Source organism: Paraniabella ginsengisoli (assembly GCF_022513635.1).
In the GTDB taxonomy this organism is placed as follows: domain Bacteria; phylum Bacteroidota; class Bacteroidia; order Chitinophagales; family Chitinophagaceae; genus Niabella; species Niabella ginsengisoli.
In genome coordinates, this window is the sequence record NZ_JAKWBL010000001.1 from 728,301 (window position 1) to 750,177 (window position 21,877).

General features: G+C 37.9%; 21 protein-coding genes and 3 pseudogenes. 19 read left to right on the plus strand and 5 right to left on the minus strand.

Going from position 1 to position 21,877, the window contains the following annotated elements; all coding sequences use genetic code 11:
- The first annotated feature begins 54 nt into the window (after positions 1-54).
- From MKP09_RS25385 to MKP09_RS04095, 11 genes and pseudogenes are all read left to right on the plus strand, one after another.
- The gene (locus MKP09_RS25385; protein ID WP_262915108.1) at positions 55-180 is read left to right on the plus strand and encodes a hypothetical protein; all 126 of its coding nucleotides are present in this window, start codon (positions 55-57) and stop codon (positions 178-180) included.
- Between the two features lie 435 nt (positions 181-615).
- On the plus strand, positions 616-1,341 hold the full coding sequence (locus MKP09_RS04050) for an IS110 family transposase (RefSeq protein WP_240826547.1): 726 nt from the start codon (positions 616-618) through the stop codon (positions 1,339-1,341).
- Complete coding sequence (locus MKP09_RS04055; protein ID WP_240829235.1) at positions 1,338-1,667, plus strand: transposase; 330 nt, start codon at positions 1,338-1,340, stop codon at positions 1,665-1,667. Before MKP09_RS04050 ends, MKP09_RS04055 begins: the two co-directional genes overlap by 4 nt.
- Before the next feature lie 216 nt (positions 1,668-1,883).
- On the plus strand, positions 1,884-3,716 hold the full coding sequence (locus tag MKP09_RS04060) for a beta-L-arabinofuranosidase domain-containing protein (RefSeq protein ID WP_240826548.1): 1,833 nt from the start codon (positions 1,884-1,886) through the stop codon (positions 3,714-3,716).
- A complete protein-coding gene (locus tag MKP09_RS04065; protein ID WP_240826549.1) occupies positions 3,710-3,880 on the plus strand; it encodes a hypothetical protein in 171 nt (56 codons plus the stop codon). Before MKP09_RS04060 ends, MKP09_RS04065 begins: the two co-directional genes overlap by 7 nt.
- Before the next feature lie 31 nt (positions 3,881-3,911).
- Positions 3,912-4,652, plus strand: a complete 741-nt coding sequence (locus tag MKP09_RS04070; RefSeq protein WP_240826550.1) for a glycoside hydrolase 5 family protein — start codon at positions 3,912-3,914, stop codon at positions 4,650-4,652.
- A gap of 137 nt (positions 4,653-4,789) precedes the next feature.
- Entirely contained in the window at positions 4,790-5,080 is a 291-nt protein-coding gene (locus MKP09_RS04075; protein WP_240826551.1) for a hypothetical protein, read from the plus strand.
- A 216-nt stretch (positions 5,081-5,296) separates the two neighbouring features.
- Complete coding sequence (locus MKP09_RS04080; protein ID WP_240826552.1) at positions 5,297-6,283, plus strand: glycoside hydrolase family 43 protein; 987 nt, start codon at positions 5,297-5,299, stop codon at positions 6,281-6,283.
- Between the two features lie 51 nt (positions 6,284-6,334).
- Positions 6,335-7,389 (plus strand): annotated as a pseudogene (locus tag MKP09_RS04085) (glycoside hydrolase family 43 protein).
- A 217-nt stretch (positions 7,390-7,606) separates the two neighbouring features.
- Positions 7,607-10,678, plus strand: a complete 3,072-nt coding sequence (locus tag MKP09_RS04090; RefSeq protein WP_240826553.1) for a SusC/RagA family TonB-linked outer membrane protein — start codon at positions 7,607-7,609, stop codon at positions 10,676-10,678.
- Positions 10,679-10,712: 34 nt separating this feature from the next.
- The gene (locus MKP09_RS04095) at positions 10,713-12,374 is read left to right on the plus strand and encodes a RagB/SusD family nutrient uptake outer membrane protein (RefSeq protein WP_240826554.1); all 1,662 of its coding nucleotides are present in this window, start codon (positions 10,713-10,715) and stop codon (positions 12,372-12,374) included.
- 68 nt (positions 12,375-12,442) lie between these two features.
- Here the strand turns inward: MKP09_RS04095 and MKP09_RS04100 are convergent, their stop codons facing one another.
- The 5 genes and pseudogenes from MKP09_RS04100 to MKP09_RS04125 form a co-directional block, all read right to left on the minus strand.
- Positions 12,443-12,721: a hypothetical protein gene (locus tag MKP09_RS04100; protein WP_240826555.1), complete on the minus strand. Its 279-nt coding sequence runs from the start codon at positions 12,719-12,721 to the stop codon at positions 12,443-12,445.
- A 26-nt stretch (positions 12,722-12,747) separates the two neighbouring features.
- Positions 12,748-13,041, minus strand: coding sequence for a DinB family protein (locus MKP09_RS04105; protein WP_240826556.1), 294 nt, complete (start codon positions 13,039-13,041; stop codon positions 12,748-12,750).
- Positions 13,042-13,346: 305 nt separating this feature from the next.
- A complete protein-coding gene (locus tag MKP09_RS04110) occupies positions 13,347-14,327 on the minus strand; it encodes a topoisomerase C-terminal repeat-containing protein (RefSeq protein ID WP_240826557.1) in 981 nt (326 codons plus the stop codon).
- A pseudogene (gene topA / locus MKP09_RS27855) lies at positions 14,315-15,816 on the minus strand (type I DNA topoisomerase). Before topA ends, MKP09_RS04110 begins: the two are co-directional and overlap by 13 nt.
- Before the next feature lie 228 nt (positions 15,817-16,044).
- Positions 16,045-16,836, minus strand: coding sequence for an alpha/beta hydrolase (locus MKP09_RS04125; RefSeq protein WP_240826560.1), 792 nt, complete (start codon positions 16,834-16,836; stop codon positions 16,045-16,047).
- A gap of 134 nt (positions 16,837-16,970) precedes the next feature.
- Between MKP09_RS04125 and MKP09_RS04130 the strand changes: the two genes are divergently transcribed.
- The 8 genes and pseudogenes from MKP09_RS04130 to MKP09_RS04160 all read left to right on the plus strand — a co-directional run bounded on the left by MKP09_RS04130 (position 16,971) and on the right by MKP09_RS04160 (position 21,794).
- Positions 16,971-17,261, plus strand: a complete 291-nt coding sequence (locus MKP09_RS04130; RefSeq protein ID WP_240826561.1) for an NAD(P)-binding domain-containing protein — start codon at positions 16,971-16,973, stop codon at positions 17,259-17,261.
- A complete protein-coding gene (locus MKP09_RS04135; protein ID WP_240826562.1) occupies positions 17,258-17,458 on the plus strand; it encodes a hypothetical protein in 201 nt (66 codons plus the stop codon). Before MKP09_RS04130 ends, MKP09_RS04135 begins: the two co-directional genes overlap by 4 nt.
- A gap of 8 nt (positions 17,459-17,466) precedes the next feature.
- On the plus strand, positions 17,467-17,736 hold the full coding sequence (locus tag MKP09_RS04140; protein WP_240826563.1) for a DUF2520 domain-containing protein: 270 nt from the start codon (positions 17,467-17,469) through the stop codon (positions 17,734-17,736).
- Between the two features lie 282 nt (positions 17,737-18,018).
- Positions 18,019-18,540, plus strand: a complete 522-nt coding sequence (locus MKP09_RS04145) for a KdsC family phosphatase (protein ID WP_240826564.1) — start codon at positions 18,019-18,021, stop codon at positions 18,538-18,540.
- 136 nt (positions 18,541-18,676) lie between these two features.
- Positions 18,677-19,102: a UbiA family prenyltransferase gene (locus tag MKP09_RS25390; protein ID WP_262915109.1), complete on the plus strand. Its 426-nt coding sequence runs from the start codon at positions 18,677-18,679 to the stop codon at positions 19,100-19,102.
- Positions 19,036-19,608, plus strand: a complete 573-nt coding sequence (locus MKP09_RS25395) for a UbiA family prenyltransferase (protein WP_317235178.1) — start codon at positions 19,036-19,038, stop codon at positions 19,606-19,608. Before MKP09_RS25390 ends, MKP09_RS25395 begins: the two co-directional genes overlap by 67 nt.
- Positions 19,609-19,822: 214 nt before the next feature.
- Complete coding sequence (locus tag MKP09_RS04155) at positions 19,823-20,329, plus strand: Maf family nucleotide pyrophosphatase (protein ID WP_240826565.1); 507 nt, start codon at positions 19,823-19,825, stop codon at positions 20,327-20,329.
- A 206-nt stretch (positions 20,330-20,535) separates the two neighbouring features.
- A pseudogene (locus tag MKP09_RS04160) lies at positions 20,536-21,794 on the plus strand (DUF2851 family protein).
- The last annotated feature ends 83 nt before the right edge of the window (positions 21,795-21,877 follow it).

Consider the following 21,877-nt stretch of genomic DNA (forward strand, 5'->3'; position numbering starts at 1 on the left):
AGCTTATGTATTCTATTTTACACATCCAGGTAGAAAAAACATTTCGATGCAAAAATGAACGAGAGCGGTATATATCCGTTTGAAGAAAGGAGATCATCCATACAAGTAGCCGCGCTTGAATTTAAGGAGGGAACATTAGTTGCAAAAAGAGATGAACCTTTTGATTTTTGGCTTCCCTGATTTTTTATACAGAGAACATGTTTAGACTTTTAAATAAACCACATAGGTTCATAGCTTTATTACGTTTGAGGATATATAGCATCCGCCGAAGGCGGAACATAGCATCTGGCAAGTAAAGCTTATATGTGTCTTTATTTCCTGTTAACATAAAGCCTATGTATCTCCTATGTTTGTTTTTATAAAAATAGTTCTTTGAGATTTTGATTAAAGATACCAATAGATTTGAGTTTATAAAGTGAAAAAGGATGAGAGCGAATATGTACCTAAGCAACGTTAAGTATGCTCTCACATAGATATAGCCTCATCCTTTTTTATCTCTTCGAGTTTGAACAGAATGTAAGGAACAGGGCAAAGCTTTGTATCCAGAATATCCAAGCAGGAGACAAAACGAAGGGGGATTTTTCACTTTACTTTTTTATTTTCAAAAGTATTGGTATGAAACAAATTGTAAAACAGGTTTGCGGTATTGATGTAGCGCAGAAAGAATTGGTAGTGGCATTTGGCCGTATGTACGATGATTTTAGCTCGCAAGTGTATGCCCACAAAACATTTGTGAACAATGTAAAAGGATTCGATTCTTTATTAAGCTGGGTAAAAAAGTTGTCAGAGGAAGTTATTGAAGTTCTATTTTTTATGGAAGCAACGGGTGTTTATCATGAAAAGCTTGCGTATCATCTTTATCTGAATAATCAGCAAGTGAACATTGTGTTACCCAATAAAATCAGCAACTATGCCCGCTCATTAGAAGTCAAAACGGTTACGGACAAAACAGCCAGCGAAGCTATTACACAGTTCGGATTAGAGCGAAAATCAGAGCCCTGGAGTCCTCCCGATCCTGTATTTAAGCAAATGCGGCAGTTGGTAAGGGAACGAGATCAGATAGTGCAGGCACGCACTGTAGCCAAGAATCAGCTTCATGCAGAACAGGCAGAAGCGATACCACTTAAAAATACCGTAAGCAGGCTAAAAAAGCAGATCACGTTTTTCGATAAACAAATAACAGAAGTGGTTCAAGAGATCAATGTATTGATAAAGTCAAATGAAAAAATAAAAGTTGCGGTTGATTTATTATGTTCCATTCCCGGAGTGGGGTTATTAACCGCTTCAACTGTGCTGGCAGAAACGAATGGTTTTGATTTGATAAAGAATAAAAACAACTGACTAGTTATGCGGGCTTAGATGTAAAGGAAAAGCAATCGGGTACTTCGGTAAAAGGAAAACCCAAAATATCAAAAAGAGGCAACAAGTATTTGCGAAAATCTTTGCACATGCCGGCGTTGGGCGCAATAAGCCATGATGAAAGATTTAAAGCCATATTTGCAAGATTAGTAGCCAGGCACGGCATTAAAATGAAAGCTGTAGTAGCTATACAAAGAAAGCTGCTAGAACTAATGTACACGCTCTATAAAAAGCAAGAAAAATATGATAAAAACTATTTTAACAACAATACTGGAGAACATGATACAGAAGATGGAAAAAAGGAGTAGGAAGCAAATAAATATTGCTCCCTACACAGGCTGGCGCATAGCCGCCTAAAATTCGAAATTAATTAAAAAATCTTTGGTTTTTAACACAGAATCTATGTGGTAAAAAATAAATTTAAACAACTTCAGATTTAATTAAACATGATGATACTATATTCCTTTTTAAAAAAGATAATATTTTGCTCGGCGTTTATATTTGCCATTAGCTCTACTAATGGCGTGCTTGCACAACACGAAAAGGAAGTTTCTAACGTAACCCGCCCGGATAATAATCAGATAAATAGCTTCTACGTTTCTAACAAAAAACCATTGCAGTCTTTGTATTTGCTAAAGCTTCCGGTAGGGGCCATTCAACCGAAAGGCTGGTTGATGAAATATCTTGAGCTACAAAGAAGCGGACTGACAGGCCACTTAGGCGAAATAAGCGCATGGCTTGCTAAAAAAAATAACGCCTGGCTCAGCAAAGATGGAAGTGGCGATCATGGCTGGGAGGAAGTGCCTTATTGGTTGAAAGGCTACGCAAACCTGGGTTATATTTTAAAAGACCCTAAAATTATTGAAGAGTCTAAAATATGGTTAAACGCCGCACTTAATAGCCAGCGCAAAGACGGTTATTTTGGTCCGACGATTTTAAGAAATGGCAAACCTGATCTTTGGGGTAATATGATTATGCTTTGGTGCCTGCAATCATATTACGAATATAGCCAGGATAAACGTGTATTGCCTTTCATGGAAAAATATTTTCGTTGGCAATATAATTTACCAGATAGTATGTTGCTGGAAGATTATTGGGAGAATAGCCGGGGCGGTGATAATATGCTAAGTGTATATTGGTTGTATAACAGAACAACTGGTAAAGAATGGTTGTTGGAGCTTGCTGAAAAGCTTCATCGAAATACTGCGAACTGGAGAACGCCTAAGAGTTTGCCTAATTGGCATAATGTAAACATTGCACAATGTTTTAGAGAACCGGCTACTTATTATATGCAATCCGGTAATGATGCTGATCTTACAGCTACATATAATGTGTTTCAATTGATACGCGAACGTTATGGTAATGTGCCTGGCGGTATGTTTGGAGCCGATGAAAATGCGCGGAAAGGGTATGTTGATCCACGACAAGGCGTTGAAACCTGTGGCATGGTTGAACAAATGGCTTCGAATGAAATTTTAGCTGGTATTACCGGAGATCCTTTCTGGGCCGATCATACAGAAGAAGTAGCTTTTAATACTTATCCGGCTGCTGTTATGCCCGATTTTAAAGCATTGCGCTATATCACGAGTCCTAACATGTCTATCAGCGATAGCAAAAATCATCATCCGGGTATCGATAATACTGGCCCATTTTTAATGATGAATCCATTTAGCTCTCGTTGCTGCCAACATAATCATGCTCAAGGCTGGCCATATTATTCCGAACATGTTTTTATGGCTACGCCAGATAATGGTTTAGCTGCTTTGCTTTATTGTGAAGCAACTGTAAAAGCCAAAGTGGGAAGTGGTAATGAAGTTAGCATTGAATCAAAAGGACATTACCCTTTTGATGAGAAGACTACATTTATATTGTCAATGAATGAGAACGAATCTTTTCCGTTTTACTTGCGCGTACCGGCATGGTGCAATAATGCTAAAATAAAAATAAATGGCGAAGCAATAAACCTGGCGTTCGATCCATCGTCATACATTAAAATAAACAGGCTTTGGAAAAATGGTGATAAGATTGAATTGGAATTGCCGATGCAATTAGAAGTACAATATTGGACAGAGAATAAAAACAGTATTAGTGTGAATCGCGGCCCATTAACTTATTCTTTAAAAATTAAAGAGCAATATGTGAAAGCAGATAGTAAGAAGTCTGCCATTGGCGATTCTAAATGGCAGGAAACTGCGGATGCAAGCAAATGGCCTTCTTATGAAATCCTGCCTGCTTCTGCATGGAATTATGGCCTTCAATATAAAGGTGAAGATCCTTCAAGATTTTTTAGAATTGAAAAAGAAAATGGCCAGTTGACAATTTTCCATTCACTCAAGAGAATGTGCCAATTGTGTTAACCGCAAAAGGTAAAGTAATTCCAACATGGAAAGTAGATCAGTATGGGCTAACAGACACATTGCCGCAAAGCCCGGTTAGCGTTAATACAAAAACAGAAACTATCGAATTAATTCCAATGGGGGCAGCGCGATTGCGAATTAGTTCCTTTCCTGTTGTAAATTAAAAATCATTCTGAATAAAATAAATACGAATTTATGTTGAACAAAAAAGTCACGCTCGTTCTTATAGCTTTTATTAGCCTGGTTTGGTCTTGTAATACTGGCGAGAATAAATCTGATAAGAATGAAACAACGGATAGCACTGCAACCAGAGCTATTTGGTCTTCAGAAAAAGCTAATAATTGGTACAGCAATCAACCTTGGTATGTAGGTGCTAATTTTTTGCCTAGCTCTGCTATTAACCAGTTGGAAATGTGGCAAGCCGAAACTTTTGATACCGCCACTATTGAGAAAGAGTTTGCTTTAGCAGAATCCTTGGGCATGAATATTATGCGTGTGTACTTACATGACCTCGTTTGGCAAAATGATGAACAGGGCTTTTATGACCGGATGAATAAGGTTTTGGAAATTGCAGATAAGCACGGTATAAAGATTTTGTTCACTATTTTCGATTCTTGTTGGGATCCTTTTCCTAAAGCTGGCAAGCAGCGCGAACCACAACCTTTTGTTCATAATTCAGGATGGGTGCAAAGTCCGGGACAAGTTGTTTTGAAAGATTCAACACAATATCCAATGATGGAAAAGTATGTAAAAGCCGTTGTTGGAAAATTTGCTAATGATGATCGTATTGTTTTGTGGGATGTGTGGAATGAGCCGGATAACATGACCGGAGCTTCTTACGAGAAGGTTGAAACACCAGACAAAGTTGCTCTTGTATTGCCGTTACTTAAAAAACATTTGAATGGGCGAGATCGGCAAACCCAAGCCAGCCACTAACTTCAGGCGTTTGGGCCGGAAACTGGGAAAGCGATAGCACTTTAAAACCGTTAGAAAGATTACAGTTAGAAGAATCAGATATTGTTTCTTTCCATTGTTATGATGATTCGGTAACCTTATCGAAAAAGATCAATCAATTGAAACGTTATAACAAGCCGATGTTTTGTACAGAATATATGGCAAGGCCCAATGGTAGTACGTTTCAGAGCTCATTACCTGTAGCAAAAGAAAATAAAGTAGCTATGATTAATTGGGGATTTGTAGATGGTAAATCACAAACTATTTATCCCTGGGATAGCTGGACGAAAAAATATACTTCTGAGCCTCCACTTTGGTTTCATGATATTTTTAGAAAAGATGGTACACCTTATAAGCAGGAGGAGGTAGACTTTATTAAGACGATGACAGGAGTGGCAAATAGTCAATAGTGAATGGTCAGAAATTAAGGATTATCAGAAAGCTGAAACAGGAGATATATGCTACGAATGCACGAGTATATAGATGTACTATTAAGGCATAATACGTTGTGGTCTAACTCCCCTCTCCAAAGGAGAGGGGCTGGGGGTGAGGTCTGACGATAAAAGTGACATCAATACAAATTCGTTTATTCATGGCATATTTTCAAATAGCAAATAATTTAAAGCATGCTTTTAAACCTAAATATCAGGAAGTATAGCACAGGTTTGTTACTCTTTATTGTGTTGCAGTTGCTTATTACAAAGACTTACGCACAAACTAAAGAAGAGCAAAATCCTTTAGTCGCTGATCCAACTATTTTTTTAGACAATAGTACTTACTATTTATATGGCACCGGCGGTGGCAATAAAGATAATGGCTTCAAAGTATTTACATCAACCGATCAAAAGCAATGGAAGGATAGGGGCTTTGCTTTGAAGAAGTCTGAAAACTACGGTAGTAAAGGATTTTGGGCGCCTCAGGTATTTAAGCATGGTAATAAATATTATATGGCTTACACTGCAAGTGAGCATATAGCTGTGTCGATCGCCGATAGTCCCTTAGGGCCATTCACGCAAAAAGCTAAAATACCGCTTGATAGCAATACCAGAATGATTGATCCATTTATATGGATTGATCCGTCTGGTACAATTTATCTTTATCATGTCAGATTACAAAAGGGTAACCGGATTTTTGTAGCTGAAATGAATAAGGAACTTACATCCATCAAAAATGAAACATTGAAGGAATGTATCGTAGCGAAAGAAGGGTGGGAAGATACACAGAATGCCGAATGGAAAGTTGCTGAAGGCCCGACAATATTAAAACATAAAGATCTTTATTATTTGATTTACTCGGCCAATGATTTCAGAAATCCAGATTACGCTGTTGGGTATGCAATCTCCAAAACGTTATTAGGCCCTTGGAAAAAATTTGAAGGCAATCCAATCATATCAAGACAGAAATTAGATTTTAATGGAACGGGTCATGGTGATGTTGTGATTGATAAAAAAGGAAAAATGTGGTATGTATTTCATACACACAATATTCAGGAATCTGTTGCTCCCAGGAAAACAGCGATCATTGAATTAAGATTTGAAAAGCAGGGTAATGGTTTGCCTGACAAAATAATTGCGCTACCAAAAACTTTTCGCTTTTTGGAGAAGACAAAATGAATGGATAAATTCTAAATACTAAAATCTAAAGTGACTACTAAGCCAAAACAAATGAAAGTATATATTCTCTTATTATTTGTATCAGTTAATTTTCTGGTAAGTTGTGGTACTGCCGGAAAAATTCAGGAACAGCCTGTTACATTTACTAACCCGCTATTACCTTCTGGTGCCGATCCGTTTAGTTTTTATAAAGATGGATATTACTATTACACACATACCGCTGGCAATAAATTGGTATTGTGGAAAACAAAAAATTTATCTGATCTCAAAACAGCTCAGAAAAAAACAATATGGACGCCGCCTGCAAATACTGCTTATTCAAAAGAATTATGGGCTCCCGAGATATTGTATTTAAGAGGTAAGTGGTATATGTATTTTGCTGCTGATAATGGGCAAAATAGAAACCATCGTATGTATGTTGTAGAAAATGCTTCTGCTGATCCAATGGAAGGGGAATGGATATTTAAAGGAAAAGTTGCTGATGATACTGATAAATGGGCGATTGATGGAGATGTGTTTGAACACAATAATAAACTATATATGGTTTGGTCGGGCTGGGAAGGCAACTTCAATGGCAGGCAAGATATTTATATAGCAAGTATGTCTAACCCATGGACGATTGAAGGACCGCGGATAAAAATCTCCAGCCCACAGTATGATTGGGAAACACATGGTTATTTGAAAGGTGAAACACCTGAGCAGGTGAATGTAAATGAAGGACCGCAGTTTTTAAAATATAAAAATAAAATTTTCATAGTGTACTCGGCAAGCGGCTGCTGGACAGATTTTTATACTTTAGGAATGTTGTCGATAGATACCAATAAGGACCTTTTAAATGTATCTAATTGGAAAAAAATCCCGAACCTGTTTTTAAAGCGGCGCCCGAAAATGGAGTATATGCTGCTGGCCATAATTCGTTTTTTAAATCACCCGATGGTAAGGAAGACTGGATACTATATCATGCTAACTCCGCCCCAGGACAGGGTTGTGGAGGACAACGCTCACCACGCATGCAAAAGTTTACCTGGAATAAAGATGGCTCACCAAATTTTGGAAAGCCGCTCAGTACAAATCAATCTTTACAAATCCTCCAACTAATATTTTAAATTCATTTGAATTTATTTTCTTCCTTCACAACAATAACCTTTTAAAAATTACGTTATTGTTGCATATATTGTTTTTTGCTTTTAGAACGATTCTCTAAAAATTTAGGAACGCTTTTTGCTTAAGTTCAAGAATCTAAATTTTTTATCCGCTTGCCGTCTCAATATTTCGGCTAGCCCTTGTTCATTATTATAAACCTTAAAAATCTTTTTAAGTAACATGAGGAAGAAAATCCGGTTATCGACCGTGAAACCTTTTTGCCTGCCCTATTGCAAAATCGTTTTTTCGATTGCATTTACATTTACTTTTTTATCCGCTTGTTCGGTAGCAATGGCACAGACCCAGGCACAACAGAAAATTACTGTTAGTGGCTTTGTTGCGAGTAATACAGGTGTGCCAATACCTGCAGCAACGGTATTGGAAAAAGGTACACAAACAGCGGCAGTGTCTGATGAGAAGGGAGCCTTCTCCATCAATGTTTCTTCAGCCAATGCAACACTTGTATTTAGTTCTGTTGATTTTGCTTCAAGAGAGGAGCCACTTAATGGAAGAACAACGCTTGACACTATTAAACTAACCCCAGGTGCTGCTCAAACAAATCTGGAAGAAGTAATTGTGGTGGGTTATGGAACTCAGTCAAAGAAAGAAATTACTTCAGCTATTGTGAACGTTAAAGCTGAAGACTTCAACAAAGGTGGGATGCGAAACCCAATGGATCTTATTCAGGGTAAGGTAGCAGGTTTGAATCTTACCAGAACACAGGGGAGCAACCCTAACTCCAGTACGTCTATTCAATTAAGAGGTATTACTTCTATAAGTGGTACTAATTCGCCATTAGTAGTTGTGGATGGTATTCCAGGAGGTAATCTGGATCTGCTTCAACAGGATGATATTGAATCAATAAGTGTTTTAAAAGATGGATCCGCAGCTGCTATCTACGGTACAAGAGCCAATGGTGGTGTAATTCTGGTTACCACTAAAAAAGGTAAAGAAGGCGAACCGCTTTTAGAATTATCGACGTATTTGCAAAAAGAATATGTAGACAAAAGGCCTGACAATCTTTCTGCCGAGCAATTTAGAAACCTGATTAAAGATGGTGTTATTGATGAAGATCAGGATTTAGGAGCAACTACCGATTTGTTTTCAGAGCTGATTAATAAATCAAACCTTAGCCAGTACTATAATTTGGCCGCGTCCGGAGGAACATCCAAAGCCAATTACAGAGGATCTATTTATTATAATAAAGGCATGGGTATTGCTAAAGAAAACGATCGTGAACAATTTGGTGGGCGTATTAATTTCAATCAAAAAGCTTTGAAGGATTTATTGACCATGCAAATGAATCTGGCAGTTAACATGAATAAAGCTAACATGCTAGGAGGCGGGCCATTATCAACTGATCCCACTTCTGGTGACTATGCTATAACTTCCGGCGCCGATTTTGAACAGGCAATTCAATGGAATCCTACAGCTCCGCTATATCAGCCAGATGGCTCGTTTACTCAATTGCAAACTTTCAATAATTACAATCCACTTTCAAGATTAGCAAACAGAGTGTATGAAAGAAATCAGCAAACTTTTTCTGGTGATGTGAAATTTATACTGAAGTTGGCCAAAGGATTAAATGCATCTGTTTTTGGTTCATACTTACGTAATATGTATAATGATCGGTATTTCCGCTCTTCAAAAGATTGGGACCAGCGCGTTGGTACAGAGTATCAGGGTATGTCGTTTGCACAAAAACTGAATTACCTGGAATGGACAAAAACAATAGAGCCTACGATAGATTATACAACAACAATAAACGGTAAACACACTATTGCGGCACTTGGTGGATATAGTTATCAGAATACAACATTTGAAAGATTCAATGCAAATAACAGCGGCTTTCCTTCGGATGCTTACATGGATTGGAATTTAGGTGCAGGTGCAGCTATTAATATAACAACTTTCCCACGGCCATCATTAGGTAGTAGAAAAGAAGAGAACACCCTGATCGCTTTTTTTGGGAGAGTGAATTATACGTTTGACAATAAATATTATTTACAGGCCATTTTAAGACATGAAGGTTCTTCAAGATTTGGAGCAAATAATAAATGGGCTAATTTTCCCGCAATTTCTGCAGGCTGGACTATTTCTAACGAAGCCTTCTTAGAGGATGTTTCTGTGATTAATAATTTGAAGTTCCGGGTTGGATATGGTGTCACTGGTAATCAAGGCATACCTAACTATCGCTCACTATATTTGTTAAGTACGGGAGGGGTCTATCCACAAGAAGGGGTATATTATCAGACCTTTGGTTTGAGCCAGAATGCAAACCCTAATTTACAATGGGAAAAGAAAGGCGAGTTTAATGTTGGGATCGACTTTGGGTTATTGAAGAATAGAATTACAGGTTCATTTGATGTATTTAATAGAAATACGAAAAACTTATTGTATGCTTACTTCGTCCCTCAACCAAACTATGTACAAAATAGTTTACTTACAAACGTAGGGAATATATCCGGAAAGGGAGTTGAATTATGGGTTTCAGGACGGGCTATTGACAAGGAAGATTTTAAATGGACTGTAGAATTTACAGGTAGTTCATCGTTTAACCGCCTGGCAAAAATCTCAAGTGAAAATTTTAAAGTGAATTTTCTTGAGTATGGCGGATTGCCTTCTCCAGGTAATTTAGGAAATGCGATTAGAATTACTGAAGGAAGTTTTATTGGTGACTTTTACGGTAAACGTTTTGCGGGCTTTACTGATGACGGTAAATGGCAGTTCTATAAAGCAGATGGTTCCGTTGGTGGTACAGATGATATGACAGAAGAAGATAAAAGCATAATTGGTAATGGTGTGCCCAGATATCAGGCAGCTCTAGGCAATCGTTTTACGTATAAGAATTTCGATCTCACAGTATTTTTCCGTGGTAAGTTTAAATTCGATATTCTCAATACAAAGGATATGTATTTTGGGAACAAAAAATGGTTACCTAACAACCTTCTAGCTTCTGCAATCGGAAAACATGCGCAGTTGGATGATGATCCTCAGTATTCTGATTATTATTTGGAAAAAGGTGATTTTGTTAAGTTGGATAATGTTACATTAGGCTATAATTTCAACTTCAATTCAGACTACGTTAAACGGTGCTACTTATATATTACTGGTAGGAATTTACTGACATTCACTAAATATTCAGGATTAGACCCAGAATTACAAGACGTAGGTTTTGCTACTGGTATAGACAACAGAGGTTTTTATCCGAGAACAAAGTCCTTAACGGTAGGATTGAACATCGGCTTCTAACCATAAAAAATTATAAATATTCATAAGTTTTGATATGAGAAATAAACATAAACTATTTAGGGGTTACATTACTTATATGTGTATTTGCTTTTTTGTAATGTTGTTCACTACAAAGTGTACCAAATTAGATGAAGTAACTTATACAGATTTGCAATTTGAAGATTTCTACAAAAACAAACGTGATGTGTTAGCAAGCGCACTACGCCCATTAACCCACATGCAGGCATGGCTTGCTCCTACAGGCGGAAGCGGTTATTATTATCATAGTGAACTTTCAGCTGATCAACAGGCATGGCCTCAAAAGGGAAGGCACGGGTATGATGCAGGTGATCATATACGGCAACATTATCATACATGGACAGCCGACGAAACGCGTATAAGAGATGCCTGGAGTTTAATATTTACAGGATTGGGATATACCAATGCCGCATTAGGAGATATTACAAAATTAGATTCGACCTCTGTAGGAATGACTCAGGGAGAAATGGATAGTGTAATAACAGAACTAAAAGTTCTTCGTGCTTTTCATTACTTAAAGGCGATGGACATGTGGGGTAATATTCCTATCTCTGAAGAAATCGCATCTTCAGGTTCAGTTGATCTTCCAGCCACTTCTCCTCGTACTGAAGTATTTGAATATGTGAAATCGCAATTAGAGGAAAACGTTCCTAAATTGCCAAAGTATAACGATAACCTTATTGGTAGAATATCCCAAACTGCGGGGTATGCTATGTTAGCAGAACTTTATCTAAATGCACAAAAGTGGAACGGTACGCCAATGTGGGATGAATGTATAGTGGCATGCGATAAAATAATTTCAGGTGAGGCTGGAGGATTGCCAAATGGCGGTACACCGCAACTTAATACTGATATTAACGCGGCATTTAGCAATACAAATCAAAGAAATTCAGAAGCTCTCTTCCAGGTTGCTTATAGTAGAAAGGGTGGGTTTGCTTTTGATTGGGGTGGCTTTTACTTTGGTTATGACTACATGAAGGAAGTATTAAAGGTGAATTATGGAGGGTGGAATGCGTTTGTAACTATACCAACTGCATTTGATGCCTTTGCTGAAAATGATCTTAGAAAGAAAGACTGGTTCTTATTTGGTCCTCAATATAAATATGGAACAACCACACCTGTTTTGGGAACGGAAGAATACAATGGAAAACCATTAGTTTTTGTGAACTCAATCAGACGTGAAAGTGAAGGCGATAAAACAAGCGAAGGCAGTATGATCAAAGGAGAAGAAAACAGCGGCGCCAGGTTTAATAAATATAAATCAGGTACGCTCGATGATGCTAACTACCAGGAAAATCATTATATGATCTATCGTTTAACTGAAATATATTTTAATAAAGCAGAAGCATTAATGAGAAAGAATGGCGCGGCAACTACAGAAGCTGTTACACTGATTAATGACTGTAGGAAAAGAGCTTTTACCGATGCCGATTGGTCTGCGGCTATGTACACTACGTCTTCATTGACTTTGGATGAGCTTTTGAAAGAGCGCGGCCGCGAATTTATTTTTGAAGGCAAAAGGCGTGAAGACCTGATTCGTTTTGGGAAATTTACTACGGCAACGTGGTGGGATCATCAGCCAACAAACGACCCTAACAAAGAGTTGTTTCCCATTCCTAATACACAGTTAGAGCAAACCCTAAACTCAAACAAAATCCGGGTTACAATTAATTACTAGAACTGTAATGGTTTATAAAAAAGGCGCTATACAAAATGTACAGCGCCTTTTTCTGTATATGCTAAAAATTATTTTGGAAAATTAGGCATTGCTTTTAGTTCAATTATTTGCGCAGTGTGGCGCTTTGAATGGGCGGTAAGAAAAACTAAAAGTTGGTAAGCATCTACAGTACCAACAGGTGTTTTTGCAAAATGATTACGTAGATCATCCTTAGTAGTTTTAATATATTTTTCAAGATCTGTTGTCTGCTGCGAATAGGTGCCAATCGTCTTTTTATAATCACCTAATTGTCCGCCAGGTTTCAACTGCTCAGGTGCTTTCGCTTTTTGTTCCCTGCTTTCGATCATACCTTTTATCTGTTCATCAGTTAGTTTTACTTCTTGTTTTTTGTAGAATCAGCTGACTCTTTCAAGGTTCCCATTGCCCATTCAAAAATAGATTTTTCAGTAAGCGTAATATGTTCTACACAATTGGCAATGCTCCATGCAGAGTCATTGGGCTTCCAGTTTAATTGCTCATCGCTCAATCCTTTTACTTCACTTAAGAGTAGTGCCTTAGATGCATTGCGATAAGATAATAAATCTGCTCTCTCTTTGTCAGTAATAGGATCAAAAATAGTAAAACTAAAAAGTGTTGTTAGTCCGATAATGAATAAAAAGCTTTTCATGATATTTGATTTGGTTTAGAATAAAAAAGTAGGATTTTAAAATTTGGCAGGTAAAAATACGATTATTTTCAGGCTGAAAATTGACACGTATGTTTCCAGGTGCAGTTAAAATTTTTGCACTTAGATAAGTATAAAGAAACATAAATTTTCGGAGTCTGCTCCCCTCTCCTTTGGAGAGGGGCAGGGGTGAGGTCTTACATGTTATTTTTTCTTCTTAGCAGCTGCTTTCTTTTTGGGTGCTGCTTTCTTCTTTGCTGCGGTCTTTTTAACCGGTTTGTCGAAGGCTTTAGGATCTTCTGCAATAATCATTTTTTTACATCTTCCAGCGATACTGTCGCTAAATCATCCGCTGTATATTTTTCACCATCGTCTTTTCTTCCCAGCTTGATCATTTTTTTACCAAACCTCACAAACGGTCCCCATCGGCCATTTTCTAAAGCAATTTTTTCTTCAGGCCATTGTTGAATATATCTGTTCGCCTCTTTTTCAACCTTTGCTTCAATCAACTCATTAATATCTTGCTGAGAAAGATTTTCAAAATTGTAGCGTCTCGGTACGTTGATGAACATATCGTTCCATTTAATAAATGGCCCAAATCTTCCTTTGCCTTTAGTTACCGGTTTGTCTTCAAAATGCGCAATAGGCGCATCCGCCTGCTGCTTTTCTTTGATCAATTCAATAGCACGATCAAGATTTACGCTGAAAGGATCTTCTCCTTTAGGAATAGAAATAAAGTCATCTCCCAGTTTTACATAAGGTCCAAAGCGGCCAATATTTACGGATACTTCTTTGCCTTCAAATTCCCCCAAAACTGCGGGAAGTTTGAAAAGATCCATCGCCTCTTCAAAGGTTATGGTTTCAATACTTTGACCTTTTTGCAAAGATGCGAATTTGGGTGTTTCCTCGTCATCAGCACTACCTATCTGCACCATCGGGCCAAAACGCCCCATACGTGCAATGACTGGTTTGCCCGATTGTGGATCCTTGCCAAGCTCGCGTTCTCCACTAATACGATCAGCAGTTTCTATAGTTTTATCAACGTCTTTTTTAAAAGGATTGTAAAATCCGTCAATCATATTATTCCACTCCAGCTTACCTTCGGCAACATCATCAAACTCGTTCTCAACACGGGCTGTAAAGCCATAATCCATAATATCATCAAAGTGCTGCTTTAAAAAGTCAGTCACAACCAGACCTAAATCAGTAGGAAATAGTTTCGATTTTTCTGCACCTGTTGTTTCACTCAACGTTTTTTTACCAATCTGATCATCTTTTAAAGTAAGCAAACGGAAATTTCTGGGAACACCTTCTTTATCTCTTTTTCAACATATTCTCTTTTAATAATAGTCGATATAGTTGGCGCATAAGTGGAAGGACGGCCTATGCCCAATTCTTCCAGTTTTTTAACTAAGGATGCTTCTGTGTATCTTGGCGAAGCACGTGTAAATCTTTCTGTAGCCGTCATCTGAACCAATGGTAGTTGTTGCTTTACCTGCAATGGCGGCAACATGCCTTCGGCTGCTTCATCTTCAGTTATATCTTCTTCATCTCTGTCTTCACGATATACTTTTAAAAATCCTTCAAATTTAATAACCTCACCAGATGCGGTTAATTGTTCCTTATTGGTTGAAATATCAATCGTAGCTGTTGTTTTTTCTAACTGTGCATCTGCCATCTGGCTGGCCATTGTTCTTTTCCATATAAGTTCGTAAAGCCGCTTCCACTCTGGGTTTTCCACAGTTGAATTGTTCATGTATGTGGGGCGTATGGCTTCGTGAGCTTCCTGCGCGCTTTGGTTTTTATTTTTATAACGGCGAAACTGATGATAGTTTTCACCATACATACCTTTAACCGTGTTGGTAATGTCGCCCAACGCAGTGTCGCTCAGGTTTACGCTATCGGTACGCATATAGGTAATGTGTCCGTTTTCGTACAACTGTTGTGCAACGCGCATGGTTTTGCTTACACCATAACCCAGTTTGCGGCTGGCTTCCTGCTGAAGGGTAGATGTGGTGAAAGGTGCTGCTGGCGTGCGTTTACCGGGTTTTACCTGTATATCGCTTACAGAGTATCCGGCACCCACACACGATTGTAAAAATTGCTCAGCACTATTGCTGTCGTTATATTTTTACCTTCTGCTTTGAAATTTATTTGTTTACCTGTCGTGTCGGTCGCTGTAAAAACAGCTTCAAGTTTAAAACTGCTCTGTGCTTCAAAGGCGTTTATTTCGCGTTCTCTATCAGCAATTAACCTTACTGAAACACTTTGTACACGGCCTGCGCTCAAATTATTTTTTACGCTGATTTTTCGCCAAAGCACCGGGCTAAGTTCAAAGCCTACAATTCTGTCTAAAACCCGGCGAGCCTGTTGCGCATTCACCAGGTTCATATTTAAGAGGCGTGGCGCTTCAACAGCCGCTTTAATGGCGGGTTTGGTGATTTCATGAAAAACAATACGTTTTGTATTGTAAGGATCAAGCCCCAATACTTCGCATAAATGCCAACTGATCGCTTCTCCTTCTCGATCCTCATCCGTTGCCAGCCACACTTCTTCACTTTTGCCTGCTAAAGTTTTAAGTTCTCTTACTACTTTCTCCTTTCCTTCACTTACCACATAACGCGGCTCAAATTTTTTCTCAATATCAATACCCATTCCCGCTTTTTCAAGATCACGGATATGGCCAAAACAACTCTTCACCTGGAAATCTTTCCCCAGAAATTTCTCAATTGTCTTGGCCTTTGCAGGACTCTCCACTATCAGTAAATTCTTCGCCATTATCTATATTATAATTATGTACCCAATATTTTTGCTGACCAGCAAGTGAACATAAATCAGCGGTTTTGCCACGCTCGCTTGTACAGTAGAATATATATCAGCCTATATATTCTTCGCAAACTGTCTCACCCATTCCGAAATTATATCCGACATTTTTGCCAACAAGATTAGTACATTTTTTAGAAATGCACGATAATTTATAAAGCAGGACAACTTTTGTTATGCCTTTTATAAAAAATCAACAATGGCGGAGATGACTTCACTATCGCGATAAATGCGCCTGTGGCCGAGGCCATTGGTAAACATAAAACGAAAGTTTGGCTGTTTCATTTTTTGAATCTCTAACGCATCGTTAATGGGTGTAATGTGGTCATTTGTATCATGAATCCAAAATATGTCACCTTGTATATCTTCGACACATCTTTTTATAGAAAACCATTCAATGTCTTTACCGCTTAACTTATTAATAGTTGCGTAAAAGTGTTCCTGAACCTTTTTGTTGGCAATGTGCATTTCTTTAAAAAAAGATTCAATCAACTGTTTGGAATTAGCGGCGGGAGCAATAAGTGCTGTCCTGATTTTTTTGTTATCGGCCATTTCCGCTAAGTTCATACTTACTGCAAGTCCGCCAAACGAATGACATAAATAAGCATCAAAGGGGCCAAACTGTTGGTTGACCGCGGCAATATAATTTTTGTAATCCACCGCATTAAGCATTTTTCCTTCACTTAATCCGTGTGCCGGTGCGTCAAAAGCCATTACTTCATAGCCTTTTGCAGCGAGTTTTGTAGCAAAATGTTGAAAATTGATGGATGAGGATCTAAAGCCATGAACAATAAGAGCCTTTTTAGATCCGCCTTTATTCCACCGATAGCCAATGGTATTTAATCCCTGAAATTCTAACGATATATGTTCAGCATTTTCAATTTGGCTACCTTCATAAACCATTCTGAAATGAGGAGTACAGAAAATCTTAAATGCTTCATTGCCAGCTTTGTTCTTTGAATAAAGTGCCAGCACTTTAATCTTTGTACGGAAAAAAGCAGGATAAAATTTTGTATTTTCATGTTTTGCGAAGATAGGGGTTAGCAGGTTTTAGGTTGCCAGTTGCGGTATCCTGAAACTTGGAACCTGAAACCTGAAATTTTAAACTAATGAATATAGTAATTATTGGCTCAGGCAACGTGGCCGCTGTGTTGGGCAGAAAGTTTGTAGCAGCCGGACATGATATATTTCAGATTTTAAGCAGAAATGCGAGCGCTGCATCTGAACTGGCTTATGAGTGGAATACAGAATCCGCAAATTATAACAGCCTTATCAATAAAGATGCTGATATATATATTGTAGCGGTGGCTGATGACGCTATAGAAAATGTTGTGAATGATATTAAACTGCCAGGCAAAATAGTAGCGCATACTGCCGCGCCGTTAAAATGGAAGTATTGAAAAAGGTAACGGATAATTTCGGGGTTTTTTATCCGCTGCAAAGCCTGCGCAAAGAGCAGCAGCAAATTCCGGATACTCCAATTTACACAGAAGGGGTAAATGAAGAAACAAGAAAAGTACTGAACAAATTAGCGCGATCTATTTATAAAGAGGCATCCTTGACGGCGGATTATGATAAAGAGCAAAGCTGCATGTAGCAGCGGTTTTGGTAAATAACTTTTCTAATCATATATTTTCTCTGGCAGAAAATTTCTGTAAAAAAGAAGGTATTGATTTTGCCGAGTTGCTGCCGCTTATTGATAATACCTTTTACAGGTTACGCGAAGCTCCGCCTTCTACTTTACAAACGGGCCCCGCCGCGAGAGAAGATATGGAAACCATCAACAAGCATATCGCTCTTCTTAATAAACATCCTCAATTACTAAAATTGTACGAATTTTTAACCGAAAGCATTTTGGGGCGGTCATTGCAATAAAGTTTTTATTGCCACGAATTTGGGTTTGCCACGAATAAACGAATATTGACTGTAGTTAGTTTTTTATATACTGCTCAAGGCGTAAAAGAGTGAATTTGAAACTATCAGGGTTTTATTCCCCTCTCCATTTGGAGAGGGTTGGGGTGAGGTCTGACGAAGAAGCGTAGTTTACTAATTTATCCCTTGGAAGTATAACATTCGTGCATTCGTGGCATCGTTTTGTAAAACAAAAAATACAATTCGTTCATTCGTGGCATACATTTGCATCAGAAAGTTTTATACATGAATGTTTTAAGTAGTTTTAAGCAGGTTGATACTTTTGTTTTTGATGTAGACGGCGTGCTTACTGATGGGAGCGTGCTTGTGCTGGAAAACGGAGAGATGGCGCGCCGCATGAATATTAAAGATGGCTATGCTTTGCAATTGGCTATTAAAAAAGGGTATCGCATTTTTATTGTTAGCGGGTCTTCGCCAAGTGCGGTAGAGCAGCGGTTAAACTATCTTGGTATTTCTGAAATTTATTTTCGTATTAAGGATAAAAAGGAATTTGTACAAAACCTGGCTGAACAACATGCTTTTGACATGAGCCGTGTTTTGTTTATGGGCGATGATATGCCTGATTTGCCGGTATTTGATATTGTTGGACTAAGTTGCTGCCCGGCGGATGCTGTAAGCGATTTAAAAAGTGCAGCTAAATATATTTCTATAAAAAATGGCGGAGAAGGATGCGTAAGAGATGTTATAGAAAAAGTGCTTAAAGTAAAAGGGGATTGGAAAGATACAGCATCAGTTGCTTCAAAATAAGATAATTGTCCCGCAGATAAGTGTTAATATTTTTGCGCAGATTTTGTAGAAAGAGCATCAGCGAAATCTGCGATGTTTTAAATTAGCCGAAAATCTGCGGGAATATTATATTGATCATAATAATTAAATATTATACATGGCATTACTAAAGCCATTTCTTAAATTGATACGATGGCCTAATCTGGTCTTTATAATACTTACGCAGGTTCTGTTTGAATTTTGCATTTACCGCGCTATTTACGCAAACAATATTCCGGATCACAATACATTTCAGTTTGTACTTTTGGTAATTGCATCGGTTGTTATTGCCGCAGCGGGCTATATTATAAATGATTATTTCGATATAAATATTGATCTGGTTAATAAGCCGGAGAAGATGGTACTTGACAAAAAACTCAGCAGGCGTTGGGCACTTGCCTGGCATCTTATTTTAAGTGGGCTAGGAATTGTTTGCACAGCCATTGCGGTTAATTTTTTTCGAGATGGTATTTGGTTGTGGCCAACATCATCTGTGTTTTCCTTTTATGGTTTTATTCGGCCCGGTTTAAAAAGGATCTCTTGATTGGTAATATCATTGTTTCCCTGCTTACCACCTGGACCATTTTAATTATTTTCTTATCCAAGTATTCGTTGATGGATGCTTTTGGACATACCGATCCGGGACAGGTGCGCTTCTTCAGGTTTGCCATTTTGTATGCCGGATTTGCGTTCATCATATCGTTAATTCGAGAAGCTATAAAAGACATTGAGGATATGCCGGGTGATGAAAAGTTTGGATGCAAAACGATGCCTATTGTTTGGGGCGTAAATGCAACAAAAGTGTACATAACAGTATGGCTCACCATTTTAATTATTATGTTATTGGTTATTCAATTTTATGTATTGCAATTTAGGTGGTGGCTCGCAGTTATATATTGTTTTATATGTATTGTACTCCCATTGCTATTCATTTTTCGAAAATTACTTAAAGCTCAATCAACAAGCGATTACCATCAATTAAGCAGTTACACAAAAGCAGCAATGTTTACCGGCATTTTGTCGATGTTGTTTTTCTTTATTTATTTGTAGTTTATTTTTATTGAACCAGCAGAAGAATATAACTCAGCGGTTTTGCCACGCTCGCTTGTACAGATGTGCAGAGGGGCATCCTATTAAAACGATACAGCGTCCATTGACCATTCACAATTCACCATCCTCCATTCACTATCTATCAACTTTTCAACATGTCAACTTCCCCACTCATCCTCGCCTCTTCTTCACCCAGACGAAAGCAATTATTAGAATGGCAGAAATTTCATTTGAAGTGATCGTTCAGGAGGTGGATGAAACTTTTCCACCCGAATTGAAATGTACTGACGCAGCCATACATATTGCCAGGAAAAAAGCGATGGCGGTAAAGCGGCATTTAGATAACGACCGCACTATTGTTGCGGCTGATACAGTAGTTGTATTAAATGATCGGATCATAGGCAAACCAAAAGACAAAGAAGATGCGCTTACAATTCTTTCCGCATTGCAGGGAAACACGCATCAGGTAATAACCGGAGTTGCCATTATAAAAGACAGCAAAGAAATTTTATTTGCAGATGTTACCGAAGTCGAGTTTAATGAACTTACAAATGAACAACTCGAATTTTACGTTGAAAAATATAAGCCTTATGATAAAGCCGGAGCTTATGCCATACAGGAATGGATCGGTGTAGTGGGAATCAAAAACATAAAAGGCGATTTTTATAATGTGATGGGACTTCCGGTAAATAGAGTTGTTAAAGCTTTGAAGAATATTTAATATTTTTATATGGAAGTTGCTTAAATTTTTGACCCAAAGGAATCTTCCCGCAGATACTCGCTGATTTTTTTGCGCTAATATTTGCAGAAAATGCATCAGTAAAAATCTGCGATGTTTTAGATTTGCGAAAATCAGCGGGAATACTATCGTGCGATAACAGCAAATAAAAAATTTATAGAATATTTCCAAGCTAACAACTAACACCAATGAACGAAAACCTGCTGCAATTTATTTGGCGGTTCCAGTATTTTAATAAGTCGGAACTTACAACGATTAATGGAGAACCTATTGAAATTATAATTCCTGGAACGATCAATTCTAACCAGGGCCCGGATTTTACCAATGCAAAAATAAAAATCTGCGATACCATTTGGGCGGGCTCGGTAGAGCTGCACCTGCGTACATCCGACTGGCTAAAACATGGACACGAGGAGGATCAAAATTACACCAATGTTATTTTACATGTAGTTTATGAGAATGATGATAAAGTTATAAATGATATACCGCTTGTTGAGCTTGGTCATCGCATTTCAAATAGCCTGTTACAACGCTATAATGATTTAATGCATTCGCAGCAATTCATAGCCTGCCAAAACCTTTTAAGCACCGTATCAGAACTGACATTTGCTATTTGGAAAGACCGGCTGATTGCAGAACGTTTACAGCGCAAAGCCGCACTGATCGAAAATTATTTAACCCTTAATAATGATCATTGGGAGCAAAGTTTTTGGTGGTTGCTGTGCAGAAATTTCGGTACCAAAACAAACGCTGATGCTTTTGAAGCCCTTGCTAAAAGTATACCTGTAAATATATTGGCTAAACATAAAAGCCAGCTTATACAACTCGAAGCATTGCTATTGGGGCAGGCCGGGTTGTTGAATGATGGAACCCACGATGATAAGTATGTTTTATTATTACAAAAGGAATATTCTTTTCTAAAAGGAAAGTATCAATTGCAACCCATTCCTTTTCCTATTCACTTTTTAAGGATGCGTCCTCTTAATTTTCCAACTGTGCGCTTGGCGCAATTAGCCGCCTTGGTATTTAATGCGGCACATCTTTTTCCAAAATAATTGAAGAACCTGCCTTGTCAAATGTAAAGAAATGGTTTTCTGTAATGCCCAACGATTTTTGGAAATATCATTATACATTAAAAGATGAACCTTCTTTTAAAGAAAAACCTATTGGTGTTGATATGATCAATAATATAATAATTAATACCGTTGTGCCCATGTTGTTTATTTATGGAAAATCTCATCAGGATCAAAAAATAAAAGACAAAGCGCTGAGGTGGCTTGAAGAAACTAATCCAGAGCAAAACGCAATAACTAAAGGCTTTAAGATGCTGGGTATCCAAAATAAAAATGCATACGACTCACAATCGTTAGTTGAATTAAAGACACAGTATTGTGATCTTAAAAGATGTTTGCATTGTGCTGTAGGAAATGCTATAATGAAGAGTTGACATGATGTTCTTATCTAAATTTCTTTATATCATGCAACCATCTTGGCACGGCATTTGTCTAAAGATGCAAAATCTGTGGCAAT